This is a genomic window from Streptomyces sp. enrichment culture (genome assembly GCF_964273145.1).
Taxonomy (GTDB): domain Bacteria; phylum Actinomycetota; class Actinomycetes; order Streptomycetales; family Streptomycetaceae; genus Streptomyces.
In genome coordinates, this window is the sequence record NZ_OZ186873.1 from 299245 (window position 1) to 319896 (window position 20652).

At 73.4% G+C, this 20652-nt stretch carries 17 protein-coding genes and 1 pseudogene; 11 read left to right on the forward strand and 7 right to left on the reverse strand.

The window, feature by feature from the left end; genetic code table 11:
- Positions 1 to 134 precede the first annotated feature (134 nt).
- Positions 135 to 755: an L-threonylcarbamoyladenylate synthase gene (locus tag ACSU6Z_RS01390; RefSeq protein ID WP_437042043.1), complete on the forward strand. Its 621-nt coding sequence runs from the start codon at positions 135 to 137 to the stop codon at positions 753 to 755.
- A 163-nt stretch (positions 756 to 918) separates the two neighbouring features.
- Positions 919 to 1674 (forward strand): dienelactone hydrolase family protein, encoded by a 756-nt coding sequence (locus tag ACSU6Z_RS01395; protein ID WP_437042045.1) that lies wholly within the window; start codon positions 919 to 921, stop codon positions 1672 to 1674.
- Between the two features lie 276 nt (positions 1675 to 1950).
- On the opposite strand, the gene ACSU6Z_RS01400 is transcribed toward ACSU6Z_RS01395, so the two are convergent.
- Positions 1951 to 2934: a TauD/TfdA dioxygenase family protein gene (locus ACSU6Z_RS01400; RefSeq protein ID WP_437042047.1), complete on the reverse strand. Its 984-nt coding sequence runs from the start codon at positions 2932 to 2934 to the stop codon at positions 1951 to 1953.
- A 197-nt stretch (positions 2935 to 3131) separates the two neighbouring features.
- Between ACSU6Z_RS01400 and ACSU6Z_RS01405 the strand changes: the two genes are divergently transcribed.
- The gene (locus tag ACSU6Z_RS01405; protein ID WP_437050137.1) at positions 3132 to 3962 is read left to right on the forward strand and encodes an aldo/keto reductase; all 831 of its coding nucleotides are present in this window, start codon (positions 3132 to 3134) and stop codon (positions 3960 to 3962) included.
- Positions 3963 to 4008: 46 nt separating this feature from the next.
- Here the strand turns inward: ACSU6Z_RS01405 and ACSU6Z_RS01410 are convergent, their stop codons facing one another.
- Positions 4009 to 6360 (reverse strand): SpoIIE family protein phosphatase, encoded by a 2352-nt coding sequence (locus ACSU6Z_RS01410; RefSeq protein ID WP_437042048.1) that lies wholly within the window; start codon positions 6358 to 6360, stop codon positions 4009 to 4011.
- A gap of 416 nt (positions 6361 to 6776) precedes the next feature.
- Complete coding sequence (locus ACSU6Z_RS01415; RefSeq protein WP_437042050.1) at positions 6777 to 7328, reverse strand: hypothetical protein; 552 nt, start codon at positions 7326 to 7328, stop codon at positions 6777 to 6779.
- 151 nt (positions 7329 to 7479) lie between these two features.
- Between ACSU6Z_RS01415 and ACSU6Z_RS01420 the strand changes: the two genes are divergently transcribed.
- Both ACSU6Z_RS01420 and ACSU6Z_RS01425 read left to right on the forward strand, forming a co-directional pair.
- Positions 7480 to 8256, forward strand: coding sequence for an NPP1 family protein (locus ACSU6Z_RS01420; RefSeq protein WP_437042052.1), 777 nt, complete (start codon positions 7480 to 7482; stop codon positions 8254 to 8256).
- A 245-nt stretch (positions 8257 to 8501) separates the two neighbouring features.
- Positions 8502 to 8846, forward strand: a pseudogene (locus ACSU6Z_RS01425) (questin oxidase family protein); the annotation flags it as partial.
- A 113-nt stretch (positions 8847 to 8959) separates the two neighbouring features.
- Here ACSU6Z_RS01425 and ACSU6Z_RS01430 read toward each other — a convergent pair.
- Positions 8960 to 9487, reverse strand: coding sequence for a hypothetical protein (locus ACSU6Z_RS01430; protein ID WP_437042053.1), 528 nt, complete (start codon positions 9485 to 9487; stop codon positions 8960 to 8962).
- Between the two features lie 411 nt (positions 9488 to 9898).
- Between ACSU6Z_RS01430 and ACSU6Z_RS01435 the strand changes: the two genes are divergently transcribed.
- Positions 9899 to 10690, forward strand: coding sequence for an RNA polymerase sigma factor SigF (locus ACSU6Z_RS01435; protein ID WP_437042056.1), 792 nt, complete (start codon positions 9899 to 9901; stop codon positions 10688 to 10690).
- A 73-nt stretch (positions 10691 to 10763) separates the two neighbouring features.
- Here ACSU6Z_RS01435 and ACSU6Z_RS01440 read toward each other — a convergent pair whose 3' ends face one another.
- On the reverse strand, positions 10764 to 11084 hold the full coding sequence (locus ACSU6Z_RS01440; RefSeq protein WP_437042058.1) for an ANTAR domain-containing protein: 321 nt from the start codon (positions 11082 to 11084) through the stop codon (positions 10764 to 10766).
- Between the two features lie 268 nt (positions 11085 to 11352).
- Here ACSU6Z_RS01440 and ACSU6Z_RS01445 point away from each other — a divergent pair, with 268 nt between their 5' ends.
- Positions 11353 to 12159 (forward strand): VOC family protein, encoded by an 807-nt coding sequence (locus tag ACSU6Z_RS01445; RefSeq protein ID WP_437042060.1) that lies wholly within the window; start codon positions 11353 to 11355, stop codon positions 12157 to 12159.
- An 18-nt stretch (positions 12160 to 12177) separates the two neighbouring features.
- Here ACSU6Z_RS01445 and glgX read toward each other — a convergent pair whose 3' ends face one another.
- Positions 12178 to 14325: a glycogen debranching protein GlgX gene (gene glgX / locus ACSU6Z_RS01450; protein WP_437042062.1), complete on the reverse strand. Its 2148-nt coding sequence runs from the start codon at positions 14323 to 14325 to the stop codon at positions 12178 to 12180.
- Complete coding sequence (locus tag ACSU6Z_RS01455; RefSeq protein ID WP_437042063.1) at positions 14322 to 14855, reverse strand: pep a2; 534 nt, start codon at positions 14853 to 14855, stop codon at positions 14322 to 14324. Before ACSU6Z_RS01455 ends, glgX begins: the two co-directional genes overlap by 4 nt.
- A 302-nt stretch (positions 14856 to 15157) precedes the next feature.
- Between ACSU6Z_RS01455 and ACSU6Z_RS01460 the strand changes: the two genes are divergently transcribed.
- The 4 genes from ACSU6Z_RS01460 to ACSU6Z_RS01475 are packed head-to-tail and all read left to right on the forward strand — an operon-like array spanning position 15158 to position 20651.
- Positions 15158 to 15478: a DUF5133 domain-containing protein gene (locus ACSU6Z_RS01460; protein WP_437050139.1), complete on the forward strand. Its 321-nt coding sequence runs from the start codon at positions 15158 to 15160 to the stop codon at positions 15476 to 15478.
- A gap of 55 nt (positions 15479 to 15533) precedes the next feature.
- Entirely contained in the window at positions 15534 to 17543 is a 2010-nt protein-coding gene (locus ACSU6Z_RS01465; RefSeq protein ID WP_437042064.1) for an alpha-1,4-glucan--maltose-1-phosphate maltosyltransferase, read from the forward strand.
- Positions 17540 to 19258, forward strand: coding sequence for a maltose alpha-D-glucosyltransferase (gene treS, locus ACSU6Z_RS01470; protein ID WP_437042065.1), 1719 nt, complete (start codon positions 17540 to 17542; stop codon positions 19256 to 19258). Before ACSU6Z_RS01465 ends, treS begins: the two co-directional genes overlap by 4 nt.
- Before the next feature lie 31 nt (positions 19259 to 19289).
- Complete coding sequence (locus ACSU6Z_RS01475) at positions 19290 to 20651, forward strand: maltokinase N-terminal cap-like domain-containing protein (protein WP_437042067.1); 1362 nt, start codon at positions 19290 to 19292, stop codon at positions 20649 to 20651.
- Position 20652: the final 1 nt, after the last annotated feature.

Consider the following 20652-nt stretch of genomic DNA (forward strand, 5'->3'; position numbering starts at 1 on the left):
CACCGGGCGGCGACGTTACCTCACGAAGGCGCGGGGCGGGCCCCCGGAGGGACGGCCGGGGCCGGGGCCGCAAGCGGGACGCCACCCGTGCCGGCCTGCGCCCTGCCCGGCGGTGGTCGGCATAAGCTCGACGGATGGCGAAGTACTACGACGTGCACCCCGACAACCCCCAGCCGCGCAGCATCGCCCAGGTCGCCGACGGCGTCCGTTCGGGCGCGCTCATCGCGTACCCGACGGACTCCTGCTACGCGCTCGGCTGCCGGCTGGGCAGCCGTGACGGCGTCGACCGCATCCGGGCCATCCGCCACCTGGACGACCGGCACCACTTCACGCTGGTGTGCCAGGACTTCGCCCAGCTCGGCCAGTTCGTACGGATCGACAACGACGTGTTCCGGGCGATCAAGGCGTCGACGCCCGGCAGCTACACCTTCATCCTGCCGGCGACGCGGGAGGTCCCGCGCATGCTGCAGCACCCGAAGAAGAAGACCGTCGGCGTGCGCATCCCCGACCACGTCGTCGCCCAGGCGCTGCTCGCCGAACTCGGGGAGCCGCTGCTGTCCAGCACGCTGCTGCTGCCCGGGGAGGAGGAGCCGATGACCCAGGGCTGGGAGATCAAGGACCGGCTCGACCACGTGCTGGACGCGGTGGTCGACTCCGGGGAATGCGGCACCGAGCCGACGACGGTGGTCGACTTCTCCGGCGGGCAGGCCGAGGTCGTACGGTGGGGCGCGGGCGATCCGTCGCGGTTCGAGTAAGTGGGATTTCACAGGTAAAGGACTGTCCGGCGGCAGGTCAGCGGTACTGCAACCGGCGGGGGCCGGGGGCGGGGGCCGTGCCGCAGGTGCCACGATGTCCCCGGATCCGCCGCGTGCGACCGCCGCGGGTCCCCCGCCCCCCGCGCAGAAAGGCCGCTTCTCCATGACCCCCGTACAGGGCACCGCTGTCGACATCCCCACCGAGGACGGCACCGCCGACGCCTACCTGGCGCATCCCGGTGACGGGCGGGCGCACCCCGCGGTGCTGTTCTACATGGACGCCTTCGGACCGCGTCCGCATCTGCGGTCCATGGCCGACCGGCTGGCCGGCGCCGGGTACACCGTCCTGGTCCCCAACGTGTTCTACCGGCACGGACGGGCGCCGGTCGTGGAGCTGCCCGAGTTCATCGACGCGGCGTCGCGCCCGGGCCTCTTCGCGCGCCTGAACCCGATGATCCGGGGCCTGACGCCCGAGCTGTCGATGCGGGACGCCGGAGCCTGGCTGCGCTGGCTGGCGACGTGCCCGGCGGCGGCCGACGGCCCCGTGGCGGTGACCGGTTACTGCATGGGCGCCCGGCTCTCGCTGCTCACCGCCGGCACCTACCCGGCCCGGGTGGCCGCGGCGGCCGGTTTCCACGGCGGACGGCTGGCGACCGAGGAGCCGGACAGCCCCCACCTGGTGGCCGGGAACGTCACCGCGGAGCTGTACTTCGGCCACGCCGACAAGGACCCCTCGCTGCCGCCGGAGCAGATCGCGCGCCTGGAGGAGGCCCTCACCGAGGCGGGCGTCCGGCACCGCTGCGAGGTCTACGCCGGTGCCCGTCACGGCTACACGCAGGCCGACACCGAGGAGTACGACCGGCAGGCCGCCGAGCGGCACTGGGCGGCTCTGCTCGACCTGCTGAAGCGGACGTTCTGACCCGGCCGGGCCGGGGCAGCCGAAGGGCCCCATGCGGCCGGGAACGGCCGCCTCCTGCCCCCTGCCCGCGGTCCCTCGCCTTCGGTAGCGGTCGCTGTCCCGGGGAGAGCCGGCGCGGGGAAGGCACGACGGGCGGTTCCCGCACCGAGCAGTGGCCCCGGCGGCCACCCGCCCGGGAGCGCCCGGCCCGCGCCGCGCCGTGCGGCGCGGGGCACGCGGTCGTGCGAGGACCCGCGCGACCGGGAACGGCGAGGGCGCCGGGGCGGCGCGGCCGGGTCACCAGCGGCCGGGTTCGCTGCCGCAGAGCGGCTCCGACGGGCGGCCGTCGACACCGGCGGGGACGTCACCGGCGAGCATCACCCGGTGCATGATCCGGGGGTGGCCCAGGTGCGCGGTGTCGCCCGGGGCGAGGTGGATGGCGGCCCGGTTGTCCCAGAAGGCCACGCTGCCCGGCTCCCAGCGGAAGCGGACCGTGTACTCGGGCCGGGTCGCCTGTTCCAGCAGCATGTCCAGGACCGCCCGGCTCTCGGCGCGGGAGAGACCGTCGATCTGCTCGACGTAGTAGCCGTTGACGAACAGGATCCGCTCCTCCGTCTCGGGGTGGACGCGCACGAGCGGGTGCAGGGTCGCGACCTGGTGGTCGAGCAGGTGCCGGACGTAGGCATCGTCGCCCGGCCGCGGCTGGTAGCCGACCCCCAGCCGGTGCTCGGCGCGCAGGCCGTCGGCGAACGCGCGCACCGGGGCGGACAGTCCGGCGTAGGCCGCCGCCAGGTTGGACCAGGTGGTGTCGCCGCCGTACGGCGGGACGGTCTCGGCGCGCAGGATCGTCGCGGCGGGCGGGTCGACGCGGGCGCCGTGGTCGCAGTGCCAGCCGCGCAGCAGGGTGTGGCGGCGGCGCCGCAGCCACTCGTCGTGCTCCATGCCGAACCGCCCGCCCAGCTCCAGCCGGTCGGCGGTGGTCTCGATCTCGGGGACGCCGGGCGGGGACGCCCTGCCGCGCCGCCGCGGCACCACCGGCTCGCCGAACCGGCGGGCGAACGCCACGTGTCCGGCGTGGTCCAGGCGCTGCCCCCGGAAGAACACCACCTTCCAGCGCAGCACCGCCGCCCTGATCGCGGCGACCTGCGCGTCGTCGAGGGCGCCGGCCAGGTCGACGCCGGTGATCTCGGCGCCGATGTGCCCGGCGACCGGTGTGACCCCGACCCCCGCCGCCCGCTCCGCCGTCCGCGGCGTGTGCTCCGCCGCCCTGTCCGTCGTCATACGCACTCCGATCCGATGGCCGTCCGGTCGCCGGTGCCGGCTCCCCCGGGAAGCGTGACAGTCCTCGCCGCGCGTGGCGACAGGGCCTCGCGGGTCACGGACGGCGTGCGGCCCGCCGCCCGCCGTGTCCGGTTGTCCGCCGCTCCCCTCGTCCGTGACGCTGGGTGGACGGCACACAGTCAAGGGAAGGTCCCATGGTGATCAGCACCCCGACGCACACCCTCAACGACGGCACGACGCTGCCCGCCCTCGGACTGGGCACCTGGCCGATGGACGACGCCGAGGCCGAGCGGGCCGTCCTGAGTGCCCTGGAGCTCGGCTACCGCCTGGTCGACACGGCGGCCAACTACCGCAACGAGACCGGGGTCGGCCGCGCCGTCGCCCGCAGCGGCGTGCCCCGCGGGGACATCGTGGTGACGACCAAGCTGCCGGGCCGGCACCACGGCTACGAGGAGACCCTCGCCTCGTTCGAGGAGTCCCGCGCCCGTCTCGGCCTGGACTACGTCGACCTGTACCTGATCCACTGGCCGCTCCCCCGCGTCGGCCGCTACGTCGACTCCTGGCGGGCCATGATCAAGCTCCGCGAGGAGGGGCTCGTGCGGTCCATCGGCGTCTCCAACTTCACGCCCGGACACATCGAGCGGCTGGAGAAGGAGACCGGTGTCCTGCCCTCCGTCAACCAGATCGAGCTGCATCCGCTCCTGCCGCAGGAGGAACTGCGCGCCTTCCACGCCGCCAGGGGCGTGGTGACCGAGAGCTGGAGTCCGCTGGGCCGGGACTCGGACCTGCTGGCGGACCCGGCCCTCGCCCGGATCGCCGAGGCGCACGGGGTGACGCCCGGACAGGTCGTCCTGCGGTGGCACACGCAGCTGGGCGCGGTGCCCGTGCCGAAGTCGGCGGACCCCGGGCGGCAGCGGGAGAACCTCGGCGTCTTCGGTTTCGAGCTCGGCGCGGACGAGATGCGCGCGGTGGCCGACCGCGCCCGCCGGCGCCTGGGCGGGGACCCCGAGGTGCACGAGGAGTTCTGACGAAACGCCCCGCGCGGCGCGGGGAGCCGGGTCGGCGCCGCCGCGTTCAGGTCCGCGGCAGCGCCTGCTCGGCCCAGATGGTCTTGCCGCCGCCGGTCTGGCGGCTGCCCCAGCGCTGGGTGAGCTGGGCGACCAGCAGCAGTCCCCGGCCGCCCTCGTCGTAGGCGTGGGCGCGGCGCAGGTGCGGTGAGGTGGAACTGGCGTCGGAGACCTCGCAGATGAGGGTGCGGTCGCGGATGAGGCGCAGCCGGATGGGCGGTTCGCCGTAGCGGATGGCGTTGGTGACCAGTTCGCTGACGACGAGTTCGGTGACGAACGCGATCTCGTCCAGGCCCCAGGCCGCCAGCCGCTCCATGGCGGCCTGGCGGGTGACGGCCACGTGCCCGGGGTCCGGTGGGACGTCCCAGGTGGCGACCTGGTCCTCGCCCAGGGCACGGGTGCGGGCCAACAGCAGGGCCACGTCGTCGCCGGGGTCCTCCGGCATCACGGCTTTCAGCACGGTGTCGCACAGCGCGTCGAGGGAGGCCGCGGGCGCGGTCAGCGCGCGGCACAGCTCGTCGGTGGCCTGGTCGACGTCCCGGTCCCGGTGGCCGACGAGGCCGTCGGTGTAGAGGGCGACGACGGCCCCCTCAGGCAGTTCCAGCGCCGTCGCCTCGAAGGGCAGGCCGCCGACACCGAGCGGCGGCCCGGCGCTCAGGGGGATCAGCCGCGCGGTGCCGTCGGGGAGGACGAGCGCGGGCGCGGGGTGGCCGGCCCCGGCCAGGTCGAGCCGGCGGGTGACGGGGTCGTACACGGCGTACAGGCAGGTGGCGCCGAGTTCGGCGATCTCCTCCCCGTCCTCGCCGGCCGCCGCGAGGTGGGTGACCAGGTCGTCGAGATGGGTGAGGAGTTCGTCCGGGGGCAGGTCGACGTCGGCGAGCGTGCGCACGGCGGTGCACAGCCGTCCCATGGTCGCCGACGACGGGATGCCGTGGCCGACGACGTCGCCGACGACGAGGGCGACCCGGCAGCCGGACAGCGGGATCACGTCGAACCAGTCGCCGCCGATGCCGGCCGCCGACCGCGAGGGCAGGTAGCGGTGGGCGACCTCGACCGCGGCCGGCCCGGGCAGGCCGCGGGGCAGCAGGCTGTGCTGGAGGGCGAGCGCGGTGCTGCGTTCGCGGGCGAAGCGGCGGGCGTTGTCGACGCAGACGGCGGCCCGGCTGGCGAGCTCCTCGGCCAGGACGACGTCCTGGGTGCCGTACGGCTCCAGGGGCGCGGCGCGGAGCATCACCGCGACGCCCATGGTGGTGCCGCGGGCCCGCAGCGGAACGGCCAGGGTGGAGCGGACGCTCTCGCGGTAGCGGCGGTTGCGCGGGGCCTGCGCGTTGCGCACCCGCATCCACCGGTCGAAGTCGGGGTCACCGGGGCCGGTCAGCACGGCCCGGCCCTCCCGGAGCGCGCGGGCGGGCGCCGAGTACGGGGGGTAGACGTCGAAGGCGCCCAGGTGCACGGACGGCTTCGGGAACCCTTCGACGGCGGTGCCGTGGGCCACCCGGCGCAGCTCGACGTCCTCGGCCGGCACCGCAAGCGGTTCGTCGGCGCCCAGCACCCAGTCGAGCAGGTCGACGCTGGCGAAGTCGGCGAACCGCGGGATGAGGAGCTCGACCAGTTCCTCGGCGGTGCGGACGACGTCCAGGGTGGTGCCGATGGCGGAGGCGGCCTCGTCGAGCACGGCCAGCCGCTGCCGGGCCCAGTGCTGGGCGGAACTGTCGAACGCGGCCAGGGCGGTGCCGGCCGGCTCGCCCGAGGGGCCGCGCACCGGCCACATCTCGATGTTCCAGGCGTGGTCGCGGTCCTCGGCGGGTCCGCGGGTGTAGGTCTCGAAGTGGAGGGGCTCGCCGGTCTCGGCGACCCGGCGCAGGTTCTGCAGGAAGCCGCGGCTGTACTCGCTGTCGTCGGCGGTGTCCGGGAAGTACCGGCCGAGCAGGGCTTCCTCGGGCAGGCCCATCACCTGGCAGGCCTTCCGGTTGGCGCGCAGGTAGCGCTGGCGGGTGTCGAAGACCGACATCGACAGGGACGCCTGCTGGAAGGCCCGTTCCGCCCAGCCCGGCTCGGTTCCCGTCCCGCCGGGCGGGGCGGAGACGGTGATCACGTATCCGCCCGGGGTGCCGTCCGCGCCCAGCAGCGGGCAGGCCGTGAGGGGGAGGGCGACGGCCGAGCCGTCCCGGTGCCGCAGTACGGCGGTGCCCGCGAGGCGGGGCACGGCGCCGGACGGCGGGTCCGCGGCGAGCAGCTCCCGGGCGGCCCGGCCCACGACCTCCTCGGCCGGATATCCGGTCAGGCGCCGGGCGCCGTCGCTCCATCCCGTCACGACACCGCGGGCGTCGACGACCGCCGCGGCGGAGGCTTGCTCCATGTCGTCCAGGATCATCCCTCCGGGGACCGGGCACAACCGCGGCCGGGGACGTCCGGCCCCGCGGCGTACGGCGGGCGCGCGCCCGTGCGCCGGCCGGGGCGGAGGCTGCCGGGAGGGGCCCGTGCCGCGGTGTGTCCGAAGGGGCGGCGGAAGACGCCGGTGAACGCGCCGGCGGAGGACCGGCCGCGGCGGTGAGCGGCGGCGGGGACGACCCGGCCGGTGGCGTTCGGGTCCGGTGCCGCCGGGGTCGCGGGCACAGGGCGCCGGCGGCGTTGACGCGGCGCCGGCTCCGGGCCTCGGCCCGGTGGGGCGGGCGCGCCGGCTACCGCGTTCCCTCCCGCGCCGGCTGTGCCGGCTCCCGGCGCGGCGCGGCCGTCACGAGCCCCTGGATGTCCCGGGGCGGCACGCCGCCCCGTTCACCAGCCGGTCGAACACCGGACCGTCCACGCAGGTCGGCAGAGCGGTGGCGCGTCCTTCGGATCGGTGACGCCTTGTGCGGCCGGGAAGGCGCGTACGGCTTGCCCCGCCGCGTTGTCGCGCGGGAGGAGGATCTCGCGCGGTCCGGGGTGGCGCACGCTCTCGATCGCGCACGCGTAGCGCGCCGGGGACCGCTGCCCGTCACCGGTGAGCCGCCGCTCGGCGAAGGCGCCGAGGGCGGCGACGAGCTCCCGCGCGTCGCGCGGTCGAGGGGCGTGTTCCCCGGCCTCCTGGAGTTCGGCCCGGTCGAGGGCGACGAGAGGCCGGACCAGCGCGGTCAGCAGGGCCTGGCGGGTGCGGTAGCAGGCGGAGGTGGTGCCGGCCGGCGCCGCCGGCCGCCCGGTCCACCGCCCGATGGGGCAGTCCTCGCACCCCGTGGCGGGCGGGGACGTCGACGGCCGCGCCGGACCGCGTCCCGGGGCACGCCGGCCGACGCGGCCTCCTCGGGGTGAAGCGTCACGAGTGCGGGCCGGCCGCCGGCAGGTCCGCACGACGGCACGAGGTGACGTGACGTCAATTGTTGGATCGCGCTTCACCCCGGGGACGCTTGCGGCCCCTTGGCCCGGTGGCGAAGAAACGGAAAGCTGAACTCCTCATTCTCGCGCGGCAATTGACCCGCGCTCGGACCAGGAGGAGGACGCCGTGCCGTCGAACAGACCCCGAACCGGCCGCAGGAGATGGTTCACCGGCCTGGCCGGTGCCGCCGCCCTCGTCATCGCCTTCCCCGCCACCGCATTCGCCGCCCCTCCCCCGCCGCTGCCCGCCAACGCGGACGCGGCGGAACGGGCGTACCAGCCCGCCTACGACTACGACACCGACGGCTGCTACCCCAGCGCCGCCATCGGCCCCGACGGCACGGTCAACGGAGGTCTGAAGCCGAGCGGCGCCCTCGACGGCGACTGCCGCGACGCCGCCGACCTGGACCGCGCCAACGGCTACTCCCGTTCCCTGTGCAACAACGGCTGGTGCGCCTACCTGTACGGCCTGTACTTCGAGAAGGACCAGGCGGTGCCCGGCAGCGGCATCGGCGGCCACCGGCACGACTGGGAGCACGTCGTGGTGTGGGTGCGGGACGGAGCCGTCCAGTACGTCGCGACCTCGAACCACGGTTCGTTCACCGTGCACGCGCGGTCCGCCGTCCGCTTCGACGGCACCCACCCGAAGATCGTCTACCACAAGGACGGCATCGGCACGCACTGCTTCCGCCCGGCCGGCGCGGGCGACGAGCCGCCGGAGAACCACGAGGGCACCTGGCAGTACCCGGCCCTGGTCGGCTGGAACGGCTACCCCGCCGGCGTACGCGACAAGCTGGTCGCCCACGACTTCGGCAGCGCCCACTTCGGCCTGAAGGACGGCAGCTTCGCCTCCCACCTGGCGGCGGCCCGGCCCGCGGGGATCCCGTTCGACCCCTACGCGTGACCACGTGCGCCCAGGTCTCCCGGCTCCCGCCGGGACGGACCCCACCGCCGCGCCGGGCGGCACCGGCCCGTCGCGGGGCTCCGCCCGGCGGGACGGACCACGCTCCCCTCGGCCGACCGCCCGCCAGCCGCGCCGGCAACGCCGCGGGCCGGGCCGCCCAGGCGATTCCGTCCGGACCGGCCGGCCGGCCGCCGGCCGGCGCGGACCGAGCGCCGCCCCTCCCGGACCGGCCGCCCGAGCGAGACGGCCACGGCGAGCCGATCATGCCGGTGCACGCGGCGACCGCCCCCAACGCCGTGCTGCGCACCCTGGATTCCCTCCCCCGCGCCCTGTGGGTGCCGAGCTTGCGCGCGGCGTGGACGGCGTCCGCCGCGGTGACCGCGATGTACGCCCCCGCCGAGCCGGCCGCCTGCGCGCCGCGCGCCCGGGCGACGGCCGAGGAAGTGCTCGAGCGGGCGCGCGCCCATGGCGACGAACACGTCGTCAAGCTCACCGACACCGCCTCGGACGTCGGCGACGAGCGGGCGCCGGCCGCGGCGCTGCGCGCGATCGAGCCACTCGTCCGAGACGGCGGAGCGCACCACCGGTGACGAGCGGCCGGGCGGCCCGCCGAAGACCGGGGGCGAGGGCGCGTTCGCCGAGGAGGCCGGCGCCGCGTCGGGGCGCCCGCGCGCCCGCCCGCGGCGCTGCGCGCCGACGGCCGTCAGGCGGTGTCCGGTTTGGCCTGCTCGCGCAGGAAGTCGCTGACCTGGTGCACGAGGTCCTCGCGCCCCGCGGCGCAGGGCGCGCCCGCTGCGGCCTCCCCCGGGGCCGGGCCGATCCCGCCCGACCACAGCCGTCGGTCGGTCCACTCCTCGTCGACCCGCAACTGCACCTGTACGTCCACCTGGGCCAGGGCCGCCTCGGGAGCGGCCGCGTACAGCACGGCGGTGACCCGGCGCAGCGGGTAGACGTCGAAGCCCTCGACGAACCGGGAGTTGCGCCAGTCGACGAACGCCCCCTCGCCGTCGGGACCGACCCGCACGTCGATCTGGCCGTCCTCCAGGTGGATGCCGAAGGGCCGGCCGCTGCGGTTCTCGACGGTCACGCGGACACGGAAGTACGTCAGCCCCTCGGCCGCCTCGTCCCGCCCGCGCGGCGGTTCGGCCGCCTCCAGCCGGTGGACGCGGACGCGCAGACCGGCATGTTCCTCGTACTCCTGCCAGTCCCCGACCACGTTCGGCTCGTACACGCTGCACCTCTCGACCTCTGGAAGCTGCTTCCTATCGAGGGCCCGAGCGCACTGTCAAATGCGCGGAATGCCCCGTGGCCAGGGGCTTCGCCGTCGGTGATCGCTGATCAAGCCGTGCCCAGCGGGAACCGTCCGGCGGGTCCTTCGAGCACCGCCGCCGACGTGCCGTACATCACGTCCCCCTGTCCGGGATCACCCGAATGTCTTTTATCACTACATAGAGTGGTTTGTTTGGAAATATGAAGTATCGGGAATGGCCTCTGTGTGCTTCGGACCGGAGGCACGTCCGTGGGAGTCGGCCCGCCGCGCGCCCGGCGGGCGCCCGACCCGGCGCGCTCCGCGAGGGTCCGATGCGGTCCCGCCTCCCATGGTGTCCGTCCACCGGCACCCCTGCTGAGGGAGGTACGCACCATGCGTGTCGCCGGCAGAACCACGCCGCACCCCCACGACGACGCCCCCGACACGGCCGCGGCCTTCGAACGACTGGCCCGGCTGTCCGAGGGCCCGGAACGCAAGGCACTGCGGGACGAGCTGATCCAGGCCTGGTTGCCCATGGCCGAGCGGATCGCCGTCCGCTTCCGCGGGCGCGGCGAGAGTCTGGAGGACCTGTACCAGGTGGCGGCCCTCGGCCTCGTCAAGGCCGTCGACCACTACGACCCGGCCCGCGGTTACGCCTTCGAGGCGTACGCCGTGCCGACCGTCACCGGCGAGATCAAGCGGCACTTCCGCGACCACATGTGGACGCTGCACGTGCCGCGCCGGGTCCAGGACCTGCGCAACCGGGTGCGGCGCGCGGCGAAGGAGCTGGCGCAGACGACTCCGGGGCGCCCCCCGACGGTCGACGAGATCGCCGCGCACGCGCATCTGACGGTCGCGGAGGTGCGTACCGGCATGGAGGCCCTGGAGTGCTTCTCCGCGCTGTCGCTGGAGGCCGACATGCCCGGCACCGACGGGTACGCCCTGGGTGACGCGCTCGGCGGCCCGGACCCGGCCTTCGACACCGTGGTCGACCGCGTGGCCGTCCGGCCCTGCCTGCAGGCGCTGCCGGAGCGGGAGCGCACCATTCTCTATCTGCGGTTCTTCGGGGGCATGACGCAGAGCCGCATCGCGCAGCAGCTCGGCATCTCCCAGATGCACGTCTCCCGCCTGCTCAGCGGCTGCTTCGCCCAGCTGAGGGAGGAGATCCTCGCCGAGACCGGCTGACCCGGCGGGGTCGGCCGGGTCAGCCGGTGCCGGCCGAAGGGGCCCGGGCGCGCCGCCCGGAGGGGCTCGGAGCTCACCACTCCCGCGGCGCGCCGGGGATCTGCGTCGGTCCGTGCCGGTCGAGGGCGTCCTCCAGCTCGGCCCTGATCTGCGCGGGCATCGCTCCGGTGCGCCCCCAGATCAGGATCATCTCCGCCACGCTGCGCAGCTTGATGTTGGTGTGCTGGGAGACGTCCTTCAGCACGGCCCATCCCTGGTCCGGCGCGACCCGGCCGAGCGCGACGATCATTCCGATCGCCTGGTCGACGACGGCGTGCGAGACCACCGCCTCCTTCAATTGCCGGACCTGTTCCTGCAGCTCGGAAATCTGCTCCGAGCCCCCGTCCGTGGGCATGGTCACCTCCGGGTCCGGTGCGTCGCCGCCGCCTGTGCCGCACGGGGCCGCCTGTCGTGGTAGTGCTTCTCCTGGTACTGCGGCTTGCGGTACTTCTCCGACGCCTCCATCGTCGTCACTCGTCCCACCCCGTGCCACCGGGCCGACCGGGGCACGCCCTCCGTTTCGGGGGTGCCGCCGGGGTACTCGGCAGGCGCCCGCGGCCGTTTCGGCCGGACACTGGTGTGGAACCGGTGGCCACCGGTGGACGAGACCAGGACGTACTTCCATGAACCACGACATGACCTCCCCCGCCGGCGCCGAGAACGTCGTCTCCACGCACTCCGTGTTCGGAGCACCCTGCTGGGTGAGCCTGACCAGCCGGGACCTGAAGGCCACCGAGGAGTTCTACTCGGCCGTGCTGGGCTGGCAGTGGCGGTCGGCCCGGCTCGGCGACCGCTTCCGGATCGCGCTGGCCGACGGCGTGCCGGTCGCCGGGATCGCCGCGGTCGCCGCCATGTGGCAGATGGCGGTGGCCTGGACGCCGTACTTCGCCGTACCGAACGCGAACGAGGCCGCCTCCCGGGTGCAGGAGCGGGGCGGCACGGTCGCGGTGGGGCCGATCTCCCTGCCGCCGGGACGGGCGGCGCTGCTGGCCGACCGGGAGGGCGCGACCTTCGGGGTCTGGGAGGGCGAGCTGTTCAGCGACTGGGAGACCTGGCGCAACGCGCGGCCCGCCTTCATCCGGCTGCACACCCGTGACGCCTTCGACTCCGCCATCTTCTACGGCGAGGTCTTCGACTGGGCGTCGAACCGGCCGGGCTGCTGCGAGGTCGAGTACGAAGGTGACGAGGTGGTCCTGCGCAGCCAGGGGGACGTGGTGGCGCGCATCGAGTCGGGGGCGCTGGAGGCGGCTCCCGACCCGACGATCCGGCCGCACTGGCAGATCCACTTCGCGGTCGACGACGTCCCGGCCTGCGCCCGGGCCGCGCAGTTGCACGGCGGCAGCGTCCTGGCCCAGGGCGAGCGGGAGGCGGTGCTGCAGGACGCCGAAGGCGCGCGGTTCACGGTGACCGCGCGCGGCCGCACGCGGTGATCCCACGGGCTCACCGGTTCACCGGCCGCTGCGGGAGGGCCGGGACAGCAGGATCAGGCTGCGCGCCCCCACGGTCAGCGACGTGCCCGCCTTGTGCTCCGCCTCGTCGGGGACCGCGTCGGGGTCGGCGGTGTCGATCAGCGTCGTCCAGCGTTCCCCGTAGGTGGCGTCGGGGAGGCGGAAGGCGGCCGGCTCCCAGTGGCTGTTGAACAGCAGCAGGAAGGAGTCGTCGACCACCCGGCGGCCGCACGGGTCGGGCTCGGCGATGGCGTCGCCGTTGAGGAAGACGCCGACGGCGTGGGCGTCGGGGCGCAGCCAGTCGTCGTCGTTCATCTCGCGGGCGTCGGGACGCAGCCACACCAGGTCGGGCAGCGGCTGGTCCTGGTTGGTGACCGTCTCGCCGCGGAAGTAGCGGCGCCGGCGCAGCACGGGATGGGCGGCGCGCAGGGAGATCAGGTACCGGGTGAAGTCCATCAGGGCGCGCTGGGCGCCGGTCAGCCGCCAGTCGATCCAGGAGATCTCGTTGTCCTGGCAGTAGGCGTTGTTGTTGCCCCGCTGGGTGCGGCCCAGTTCGTCGCCGTGGCAGAGCATCGGGATGCCCTGGGACAGCATGAGGGTGGCCAGGAAGTTGCGCTGCTGGCGGACGCGCAGTTCGAGCACGGCCGGGTCGTCGGTGTCGCCCTCGGCGCCGCAGTTCCAGGACCGGTTGTGGCTCTCGCCGTCCCGGTTGCCCTCGCCGTTGGCCTCGTTGTGCTTGTCGTTGTAGGACACCAGGTCGCGCAGGGTGAACCCGTCGTGCGCGGTGACGAAGTTGACACTGGCACGGGGGCGGCGCCGGCTGTGCTGGTAGAGGTCGGAGGAGCCGGTCAGGCGGGAGGCGAACTCGCCGAGGGTGTGGTCCTCGCCGCGCCAGAAGTCCCGTACGACGTCCCGGTACTTGCCGTTCCACTCCGACCACAGCGGCGGGAAGTTGCCGACCTGGTAGCCGCCCTCGCCGACGTCCCACGGCTCGGCGATCAGCTTGACGCGGCTGATCACCGGGTCCTGCTGGATGAGGTCGAAGAACGCCGACAGCCGGTCCACCTCGTGGAACTGGCGGGCCAGGGTGGCCGCGAGGTCGAAGCGGAACCCGTCGACGTGCATCTCGGTGATCCAGTACCGCAGCGAGTCCATGATCAGCTGGAGGACGTAGGGGTGCCGCATCAGCAGGCTGTTGCCGGTGCCGGTGGTGTCGTAGTAGTGCTCCCAGTCACCGTCGACCAGGCGGTAGTAGGAGGCGTTGTCGATGCCGCGGAAGGACAGGGTCGGACCCAGGTGGTTGCCCTCGGCGGTGTGGTTGTAGACCACGTCGAGGATGACTTCGAGCCCGGCCCCGTGCAGCGCCTTGACCATCGCCTTGAACTCGGCGACCTGCTGGCCTCGGGTGCCGTGGGCGGCGTAACCGTTGTGGGGGGCGAAGTAGCCGATGGTGTTGTAGCCCCAGTAGTTGGACAGGCCGCGGTCCCGGAGCACGCCGTCGTGGACGAACTGGTGCACCGGCATCAGCTCCACCGCGGTGACGCCGAGGGAGGTCAGGTGGTCCACGACGGCCGGGTGGGCGAGGCCCGCGTAGGTGCCGCGCAGCTCGGGGGGCACGTCGGGGTGGGTGTGGGTCATCCCCTTGACGTGGGCCTCGTAGATGACGGTGTCGGCGTACGGGCGGCGGGGCGGACGGTCGTCGCCCCAGTCGAAGAACGGGTCGGTGACCACGCCGAGCATGGTGTGACCGGCGCTGTCGGCCGGGTCGGGCCGGCCGGGGGTGCGCTCGAAGAGGGAGGGGTGGTTGTCCACCTGCCCGTCCACCGCGCGGGTGTAGGGGTCGAGGAGCAGCTTGGCCGGGTTGCAGCGGTGGCCCACGGACGGGGCCCACGGTCCGTGGACCCGGTAGCCGTAGCGCTGGCCCGGGCCGACCCCGGGCAGGTAGCAGTGCCACACGAAGCCGTCGACCTCGGCCACCCGGACGCTGTGGTGGGAGCCGTCGTCGGCGACGAGGACCAGGTCGACGCGTTCGGCGACCTCGCTGAACAGCGCGAAGTTGGTGCCCTGCCCGTCGTACGTGGCCCCCAGCGGATAGGGGTGCCCGCTCCAGACGGGCACCCCCTTCCGGTTCGTCCGGGCGGCGGTCACCGGGCTTCCTCCAGGACGCCGCCCGACGTGCCCGGTTCGCTCGGCATGCTCGCCGGGTGGGCGAGCCGGGCCGTGACCGGTGTCTCGCGGGGCAGTTCCAGGCCCTCCCGGGCGTCCGGCGTCGGCGCTGTCGGCACCAGCGGGACGCGTTCGCCGGCGCGGGCCCGCTGGGAGAACCAGATGACCTTGGCCCCGGTGTCGGTGGCGCAGCAGCCCCATCCGTCGCTCGTCGCGGCGAGGTGCTCCAGGCAGCCGCGCAGGTCCTGGTCCGGGCGGAGCCCGTGGTCGTTTCCCCCCACGGCCGTGATGAGGTGCTGGCCGTTCCACCACATCTCGATCGACGTGTTCTTGTCGCTCGCGTGCTCGTCGATGGCCCGGAGCAGCATCTCCGCGCCGCGGCAGACGGGCTCGACGAGGTTCTCCAGGTTCCAGAACCTGAGGTGAGCGGCCAGGATGCGCCTGACCTGTCCGACCCGTTCCGGGCTGACTTCCACGTCGAGGTGGTAGTAGCAGGGCACTGCGGTCTTCATCGTCGTTGGCTCCTCACCGCGAGGCTCTCGCTCCTCCTCGCCCCTGCGGGACGAGCTCCCCGTACACGAAGCGTGAGCGCTCGGCGCTTCTGAGTCACTCCAGAGTGGGAGCTGTAGTCCGTTCGTGCAACACGAGCGGACCATGCGGCCGCCCCATGTAGTTGAAGATCCAACAAGACGCTGGGTCATCACCCGTGCACCATGTGTGAGGAACTCGATCGCCCGTGACGGAGCCGCCCCCGCGCGGCCACCGCCCGATCGCCGGGAACGTGTCCACCGGGTTCCGGAAGGTGAACGGCACCATGCTGCTACCCGCGAAGGCCGAGGTCGCCCGACAGCTGCGGCGTTACCGGGCGTGGGAGCGCATGATGCTGGCCTCCCCCGCCGACCGCGCGGTGCGGGCCGCCTTCGAGGACTCGGGGTACGCCTTGTGCGCGCTCCTGGGGGAGCGGTGCGCGCGGGAGGCCGCGAACGCCGCCGAACGGTATCTGCGGACGGACCCGGTCACCCATGCGGAGGAGCGGAGGAGGCGGCCCCGTACGACGGCTGCCGCCAGACGGGGGCCGCCGACGGCGGACCGGCATTCCCCGGCGGGGAGCAGGAACCCCTCCGGCGCAGCTTGACCCCCTGGCCGGGCGCGAAGGAGCCCGGCCGCGAGCACGGCGGAGGTGAGAACCGATGGGACCGACGAGTACGACGCGGGAGACGGGCCGTATCCCGGTGCGGGACGTCCGGCCGGTCGTGGAGTACGGCAGGCGCCCGGCGAAGGCGGTGGCGGGAGAGACGTTCGAGGTCACCGCCACCGTGTTCCGTGAGGGGCACGACGCGGTCGCCGCCAACGTCGTACTGGAGGACCCCGAGGGCCGCCCCGGGCCGTGGACGCCGATGCGGGAGCTGGCGCCGGGCACCGACCGCTGGGGCGCGGAGGTCACCCCGACGACCGAGGGCCACTGGACCTTCCGGGTGGAGGCGTGGAGCGACCCGGTCACCACCTGGCGCCACCACGCGCGCATCAAGGTGCCGGCCGGGATCGACGCCGGTCTCGTCCTGGAGGAGGGCGCCGAACTGTACGAGCGGGCCGCCGCGGGCGTGCCGGACCCCGAGGGGCGTGCCGTGGTGCAGGCCGCGGCGGCGGCGCTGCGCGACGACACCCTGCCGGTCGAGGCCCGTCTGGCGGCGGCGTTGACGCCGGGGGTGGACGCGGTGCTGGCCCGGCACCCTTTGCGGGAGCTGGTCACCTCCTGCGAGCCGCTGCCGCTGCTGGTGGAGCGCGAGCGTGCCCTGTACGGCGCCTGGTACGAGTTCTTCCCGCGCTCCGAGGGCACCCCCGAACAACCCCACGGCACCTTCCGCACCGCCGCCCGCCGCCTGCCCGCGATCGCCGCGATGGGCTTCGACGTGGTCTACCTCCCGCCCGTCCACCCCATCGGCACCACCCACCGCAAGGGCCGCAACAACACCCTGACGGCCGGCCCCGACGACGTCGGCGTCCCCTGGGCCATCGGCTCCCCCGAGGGCGGCCACGACGCCGTCCACCCCGCCCTGGGCACCATCGAGGACTTCGACCGCTTCGTGGCCCGCGCCCGCGAACTGGACCTGGAGATCGCCCTCGACTTCGCCCTGCAGTGCTCCCCCGACCACCCCTGGGTCGACAAGCACCCCCAGTGGTTCCACCACCGCCCCGACGGCACCATCGCCCACGCCGAGAACCCGCCCAAGAAGTACCAGGACATCTACCCCATCGCCTTCGACGCCGACATGGACGGCCTGGTCGCCGAGACCTGCCGCATCCTGCGGTTCTGGATGGGCCACGGCGTGCGGATCTTCCGCGTGGACAACCCCCACACCAAGCCGGTCGTCTTCTGGGAACGCGTCATCGGCGCCGTCAACCGCACCGACCCCGACGTGATCTTCCTGGCCGAGGCCTTCACCCGCCCGGCCATGATGCACACCCTGGCCCAGATCGGCTTCCAGCAGTCCTACACCTACTTCACCTGGCGCACCACCAAGCGGGAACTGACCGACTACCTCACCGAACTCACCGGCGAGGCCGCCGCGTACATGCGGCCCAACTTCTTCGCCAACACCCCCGACATCCTCCACGCCTACCTCCAGCACGGCGGCCGCCCCGCCTTCGAGGTCCGCGCCGTCCTGGCCGCCACCCTCTCCCCCTCCTGGGGCATCTACAGCGGCTACGAACTGTGCGAGAACACCCCCCTGCGCGAGGGCGGCGAGGAATACCTCGACTCGGAGAAGTACCAGCTCAAACCCCGCGACTGGGACACCGCCGAACGCGAGGGCCGCACCATCACCCCCCTCATCACCCGCCTCAACACCATCCGGCGCACCCACCCCGCCCTGCACCGGCTACGGAATCTTCGCTTCCATCACACCGACAACGACGCGCTCCTCGCCTACAGCAAGCGCACGGGCTCCGATGCCGTGCTGGTGGTCGTCAACCTCGACCCCCACCACACCCAGGAGGCCACGGTCTCGTTGGACATGCCGCAACTCGGCCTGGAATGGCACGAGTCGGTGCCGGTGCGCGACGAGCTCACCGGCGAGACCTACCACTGGGGCAAGGCCAACTACGTGCGCCTCGAACCCGGGCGGGCCCCGGCGCACGTCTTCCACGTCCGGCGGCCGTCCGGCGCCGCCGGCCACCAGGAAGGTGCGGGACTGTCATGACCGTGAACGAACCCGTCCCGGACACCTTCGAGGACACCCCGGCCAAGGACCGCGACCCGCAGTGGTTCAAGCGCGCCGTGTTCTACGAGGTCCTCGTCCGCTCCTTCCAGGACAGCAACGGCGACGGCGTCGGCGACCTCAAGGGCCTGACCGCCAAGCTCGACTACCTCCAATGGCTCGGCGTCGACTGCCTGTGGCTGCCGCCCTTCTTCAAGTCCCCCCTGCGCGACGGCGGGTACGACGTCTCCGACTACACCGCCGTCCTGCCCGAGTTCGGCGACCTCGCCGACTTCGTGGAGTTCGTGGACGCCGCCCACCAGCGCGGCATGCGCGTGATCATCGACTTCGTCATGAACCACACCAGCGACCAGCACCCGTGGTTCCAGGAGTCCCGCAAGGACCCCGACGGCCCCTACGGCGACTACTACGTCTGGGCCGACGACGACAAGCAGTACCAGGACGCCCGGATCATCTTCGTCGACACCGAGGCGTCGAACTGGACGTACGACCCGGTCCGCAAGCAGTACTACTGGCACCGGTTCTTCTCCCACCAGCCGGACCTGAACTACGAGAACCCGGCCGTGCAGGAGGAGATCCTCGCCGCGCTCCGCTTCTGGCTGGACCTGGGCATCGACGGCTACCGGCTGGACGCCGTGCCCTACCTGTACGCGGCCGAGGGCACCAACTGCGAGAACCTTCCCGCCACGCACGCCTTCCTCAAGCGGGTCCGCCGCGAGATCGACGCGCTGTACCCGGACACCGTGCTGCTGGCCGAGGCCAACCAGTGGCCGGAGGACGTCGTCGACTACTTCGGCGACTTCACCTCGGGCGGCGACGAGTGCCACATGGCGTTCCACTTCCCGGTCATGCCGCGCATCTTCATGGCGGTGCGCCGCGAGTCCCGCTACCCGGTCTCGGAGATCCTCGCCAAGACCCCGGCCATCCCCTCGGGCTGCCAGTGGGGCATCTTCCTGCGCAACCACGACGAGCTGACCCTGGAGATGGTCACCGACGAGGAGCGCGACTACATGTGGGCCGAGTACGCCAAGGACCCCCGCATGCGCGCCAACATCGGCATCCGCCGCCGCCTCGCGCCCCTGCTCGACAACGACCGCCACACGATCGAGCTGTTCTCCGCCCTGCTGCTGTCCCTGCCGGGCTCGCCGATCATCTACTACGGCGACGAGATCGGCATGGGCGACAACATCTGGCTCGGCGACCGCGACGCGGTGCGCACCCCGATGCAGTGGACCCCGGACCGCAACGCCGGCTTCTCCACCTGCGACCCCGGCCGCCTCACCCTGCCGACGATCATGGACCCGGTCTACGGCTACCAGGTGACCAACGTCGAGGCGTCCATGGCCTCGCCGTCCTCGCTCCTGCACTGGACCCGCCGCATGATCGAGATCCGCAAGCAGAACCCGGCCTTCGGTCTCGGCACCTACAGGGAACTTCCGTCCTCCAACCCCGCGGTGCTCGCCTTCCTGCGGGAGTACGAGGACGACCTGGTCCTGTGCGTGAACAACTTCGCGCGGTTCGCCCAGCCCACCGAACTCGACCTGCGCGAGTTCGCCGGCCGTCACCCGGTCGAGCTGTTCGGCGGGGTCCGCTTCCCCGCCATCGGCGAACTGCCGTACCTGCTCACCCTCGGGGGCCACGGCTTCTACTGGTTCCGGCTCACCCGAGTCGCATCCCGCATCGGCCGCCGGCTGTGAACGGCACAGGCCGAGGAAAGGACGCGTCACCATGCCGAAGACCGCATCCCTGCGTCCGCGTAATACCCGTCCCGCCGAGCCGATGGTGTCGCTCTGCGAGCTGTTGCGCGAGTGGCTGCCCCGACAACGCTGGTTCGCGGGCAAGGACCGGCCCGTCACCGACCTCGGCCTGCTGTCGACGACCGAGCTCTTCCCCGGCTGCCTGCACCTGCTGGTCCACGCGGGTCACGGCACCGTGCCCCCGCCCGGCGGCGCTCTCCCGGCCGGCGACTGCTACCAGTTGCTGCTCGGAGTGCGCGAGCATCCCGCGCCGCGCCTGGGCAGGGCGGTCATCGGCCAGGTGCTGGAGGGTTCGCTGGCCGGGCGCACGGTCTACGACGCGCTGCACGACCCGCGGGCGGCCCAACTGCTGCTGGAGCGGCTGCGGCACCCCGGCAAGGCGGGCCCGCTGCGCTTCGAGTGCGACCCGTCCCGGCCCGTGCCGGGCGGACTGGTACCGCGGCTGCTGGACGCCGAGCAGTCCAACTCCTCGCTGGTGTACGGCGACGAGTTCATCCTGAAGCTCTTCCGGCGCATCCAGCCCGGCGTCAACCCGGACCTGGAGGTACCGGGCGCGCTGGCCCGGCAGGGCTGCGACCGGGTCCCGGCACCCGTGGCGTGGCTGCGCACCACCCATCCGCACGAGGCGACGCTCGGGGTGCTCCAGCCGTTCCTGCCGAGCGCCTCCGACGGCTGGACGCTGGCATTGAACGCACTGGCCTCGGGTGACGATTTCACCGCGCAGGCCTACGAACTGGGGCAGGCGACGGCGGAGGTGCACCTGGCGCTGGCCTCCGCCTTCCCGGCCGGCGCCCCCGGGGAGAACGGGCGGACGGCGGCGGCGATGACCGAGCGGCTGACCGCCGCCGCGCACTGCGTGCCCGCGCTCCAGCCGTTCGTGCCCCGGCTGCGGGCGGCCTTCGCCGCGCTCGCCACCTGCGACGTCGGACCCCCTGCCCAGCGCATCCACGGCGACCTGCACCTGGGGCAGGTGCTGTGGGCCGGCCGGAAGTGGTTCGTCATCGACTTCGAGGGCGAGCCGTCCCGCCCGCTGTCCGAGCGGCGCAGCGCCCACTCCCCCGTGCGGGACATCGCCGGCATGCTGCGCTCCTTCGACTACGCCGCCCGCCAGCGCCGCCCCTGGCGTCCGGAATGGGCGCGCCGCTGCCGTGAGGCCTACTGCGCGGGCTACGCCGCCCACGCCGGGTGGGACCCCCGCAAGAAGCACGGTCTGCTCCGGGCCTACGAGACGGACCGGGCCGTGTACGAGGTGCTGTACGAGGCGCGGCACCGCCCCGACTGGCTTCCCGTTCCCATGGCGGCGATCGAACGACTCGCCGTGAGAGGAGACTGAC

Coding starts and splice junctions, on each gene's coding strand:
- ACSU6Z_RS01410 (WP_437042048.1), bottom strand. CDS start 6,360: ATGGAGCAAGCCTCCGCCGCGGCGGTCGTCGACGCCCGCGGTGTCGTG.
- ACSU6Z_RS01400 (WP_437042047.1), bottom strand. CDS start 2,934: ATGACGACGGACAGGGCGGCGGAGCACACGCCGCGGACGGCGGAGCGG.
- ACSU6Z_RS01395 (WP_437042045.1), top strand. CDS start 919: ATGACCCCCGTACAGGGCACCGCTGTCGACATCCCCACCGAGGACGGC.
- ACSU6Z_RS01460 (WP_437050139.1), top strand. CDS start 15,158: ATGCTGCTACCCGCGAAGGCCGAGGTCGCCCGACAGCTGCGGCGTTAC.
- treS (WP_437042065.1), top strand. CDS start 17,540: ATGACCGTGAACGAACCCGTCCCGGACACCTTCGAGGACACCCCGGCC.
- ACSU6Z_RS01390 (WP_437042043.1), top strand. CDS start 135: ATGGCGAAGTACTACGACGTGCACCCCGACAACCCCCAGCCGCGCAGC.
- ACSU6Z_RS01440 (WP_437042058.1), bottom strand. CDS start 11,084: ATGCCCACGGACGGGGGCTCGGAGCAGATTTCCGAGCTGCAGGAACAG.
- ACSU6Z_RS01465 (WP_437042064.1), top strand. CDS start 15,534: ATGGGACCGACGAGTACGACGCGGGAGACGGGCCGTATCCCGGTGCGG.
- ACSU6Z_RS01445 (WP_437042060.1), top strand. CDS start 11,353: ATGAACCACGACATGACCTCCCCCGCCGGCGCCGAGAACGTCGTCTCC.
- ACSU6Z_RS01475 (WP_437042067.1), top strand. CDS start 19,290: ATGCCGAAGACCGCATCCCTGCGTCCGCGTAATACCCGTCCCGCCGAG.
- ACSU6Z_RS01435 (WP_437042056.1), top strand. CDS start 9,899: ATGCGTGTCGCCGGCAGAACCACGCCGCACCCCCACGACGACGCCCCC.
- ACSU6Z_RS01455 (WP_437042063.1), bottom strand. CDS start 14,855: ATGAAGACCGCAGTGCCCTGCTACTACCACCTCGACGTGGAAGTCAGC.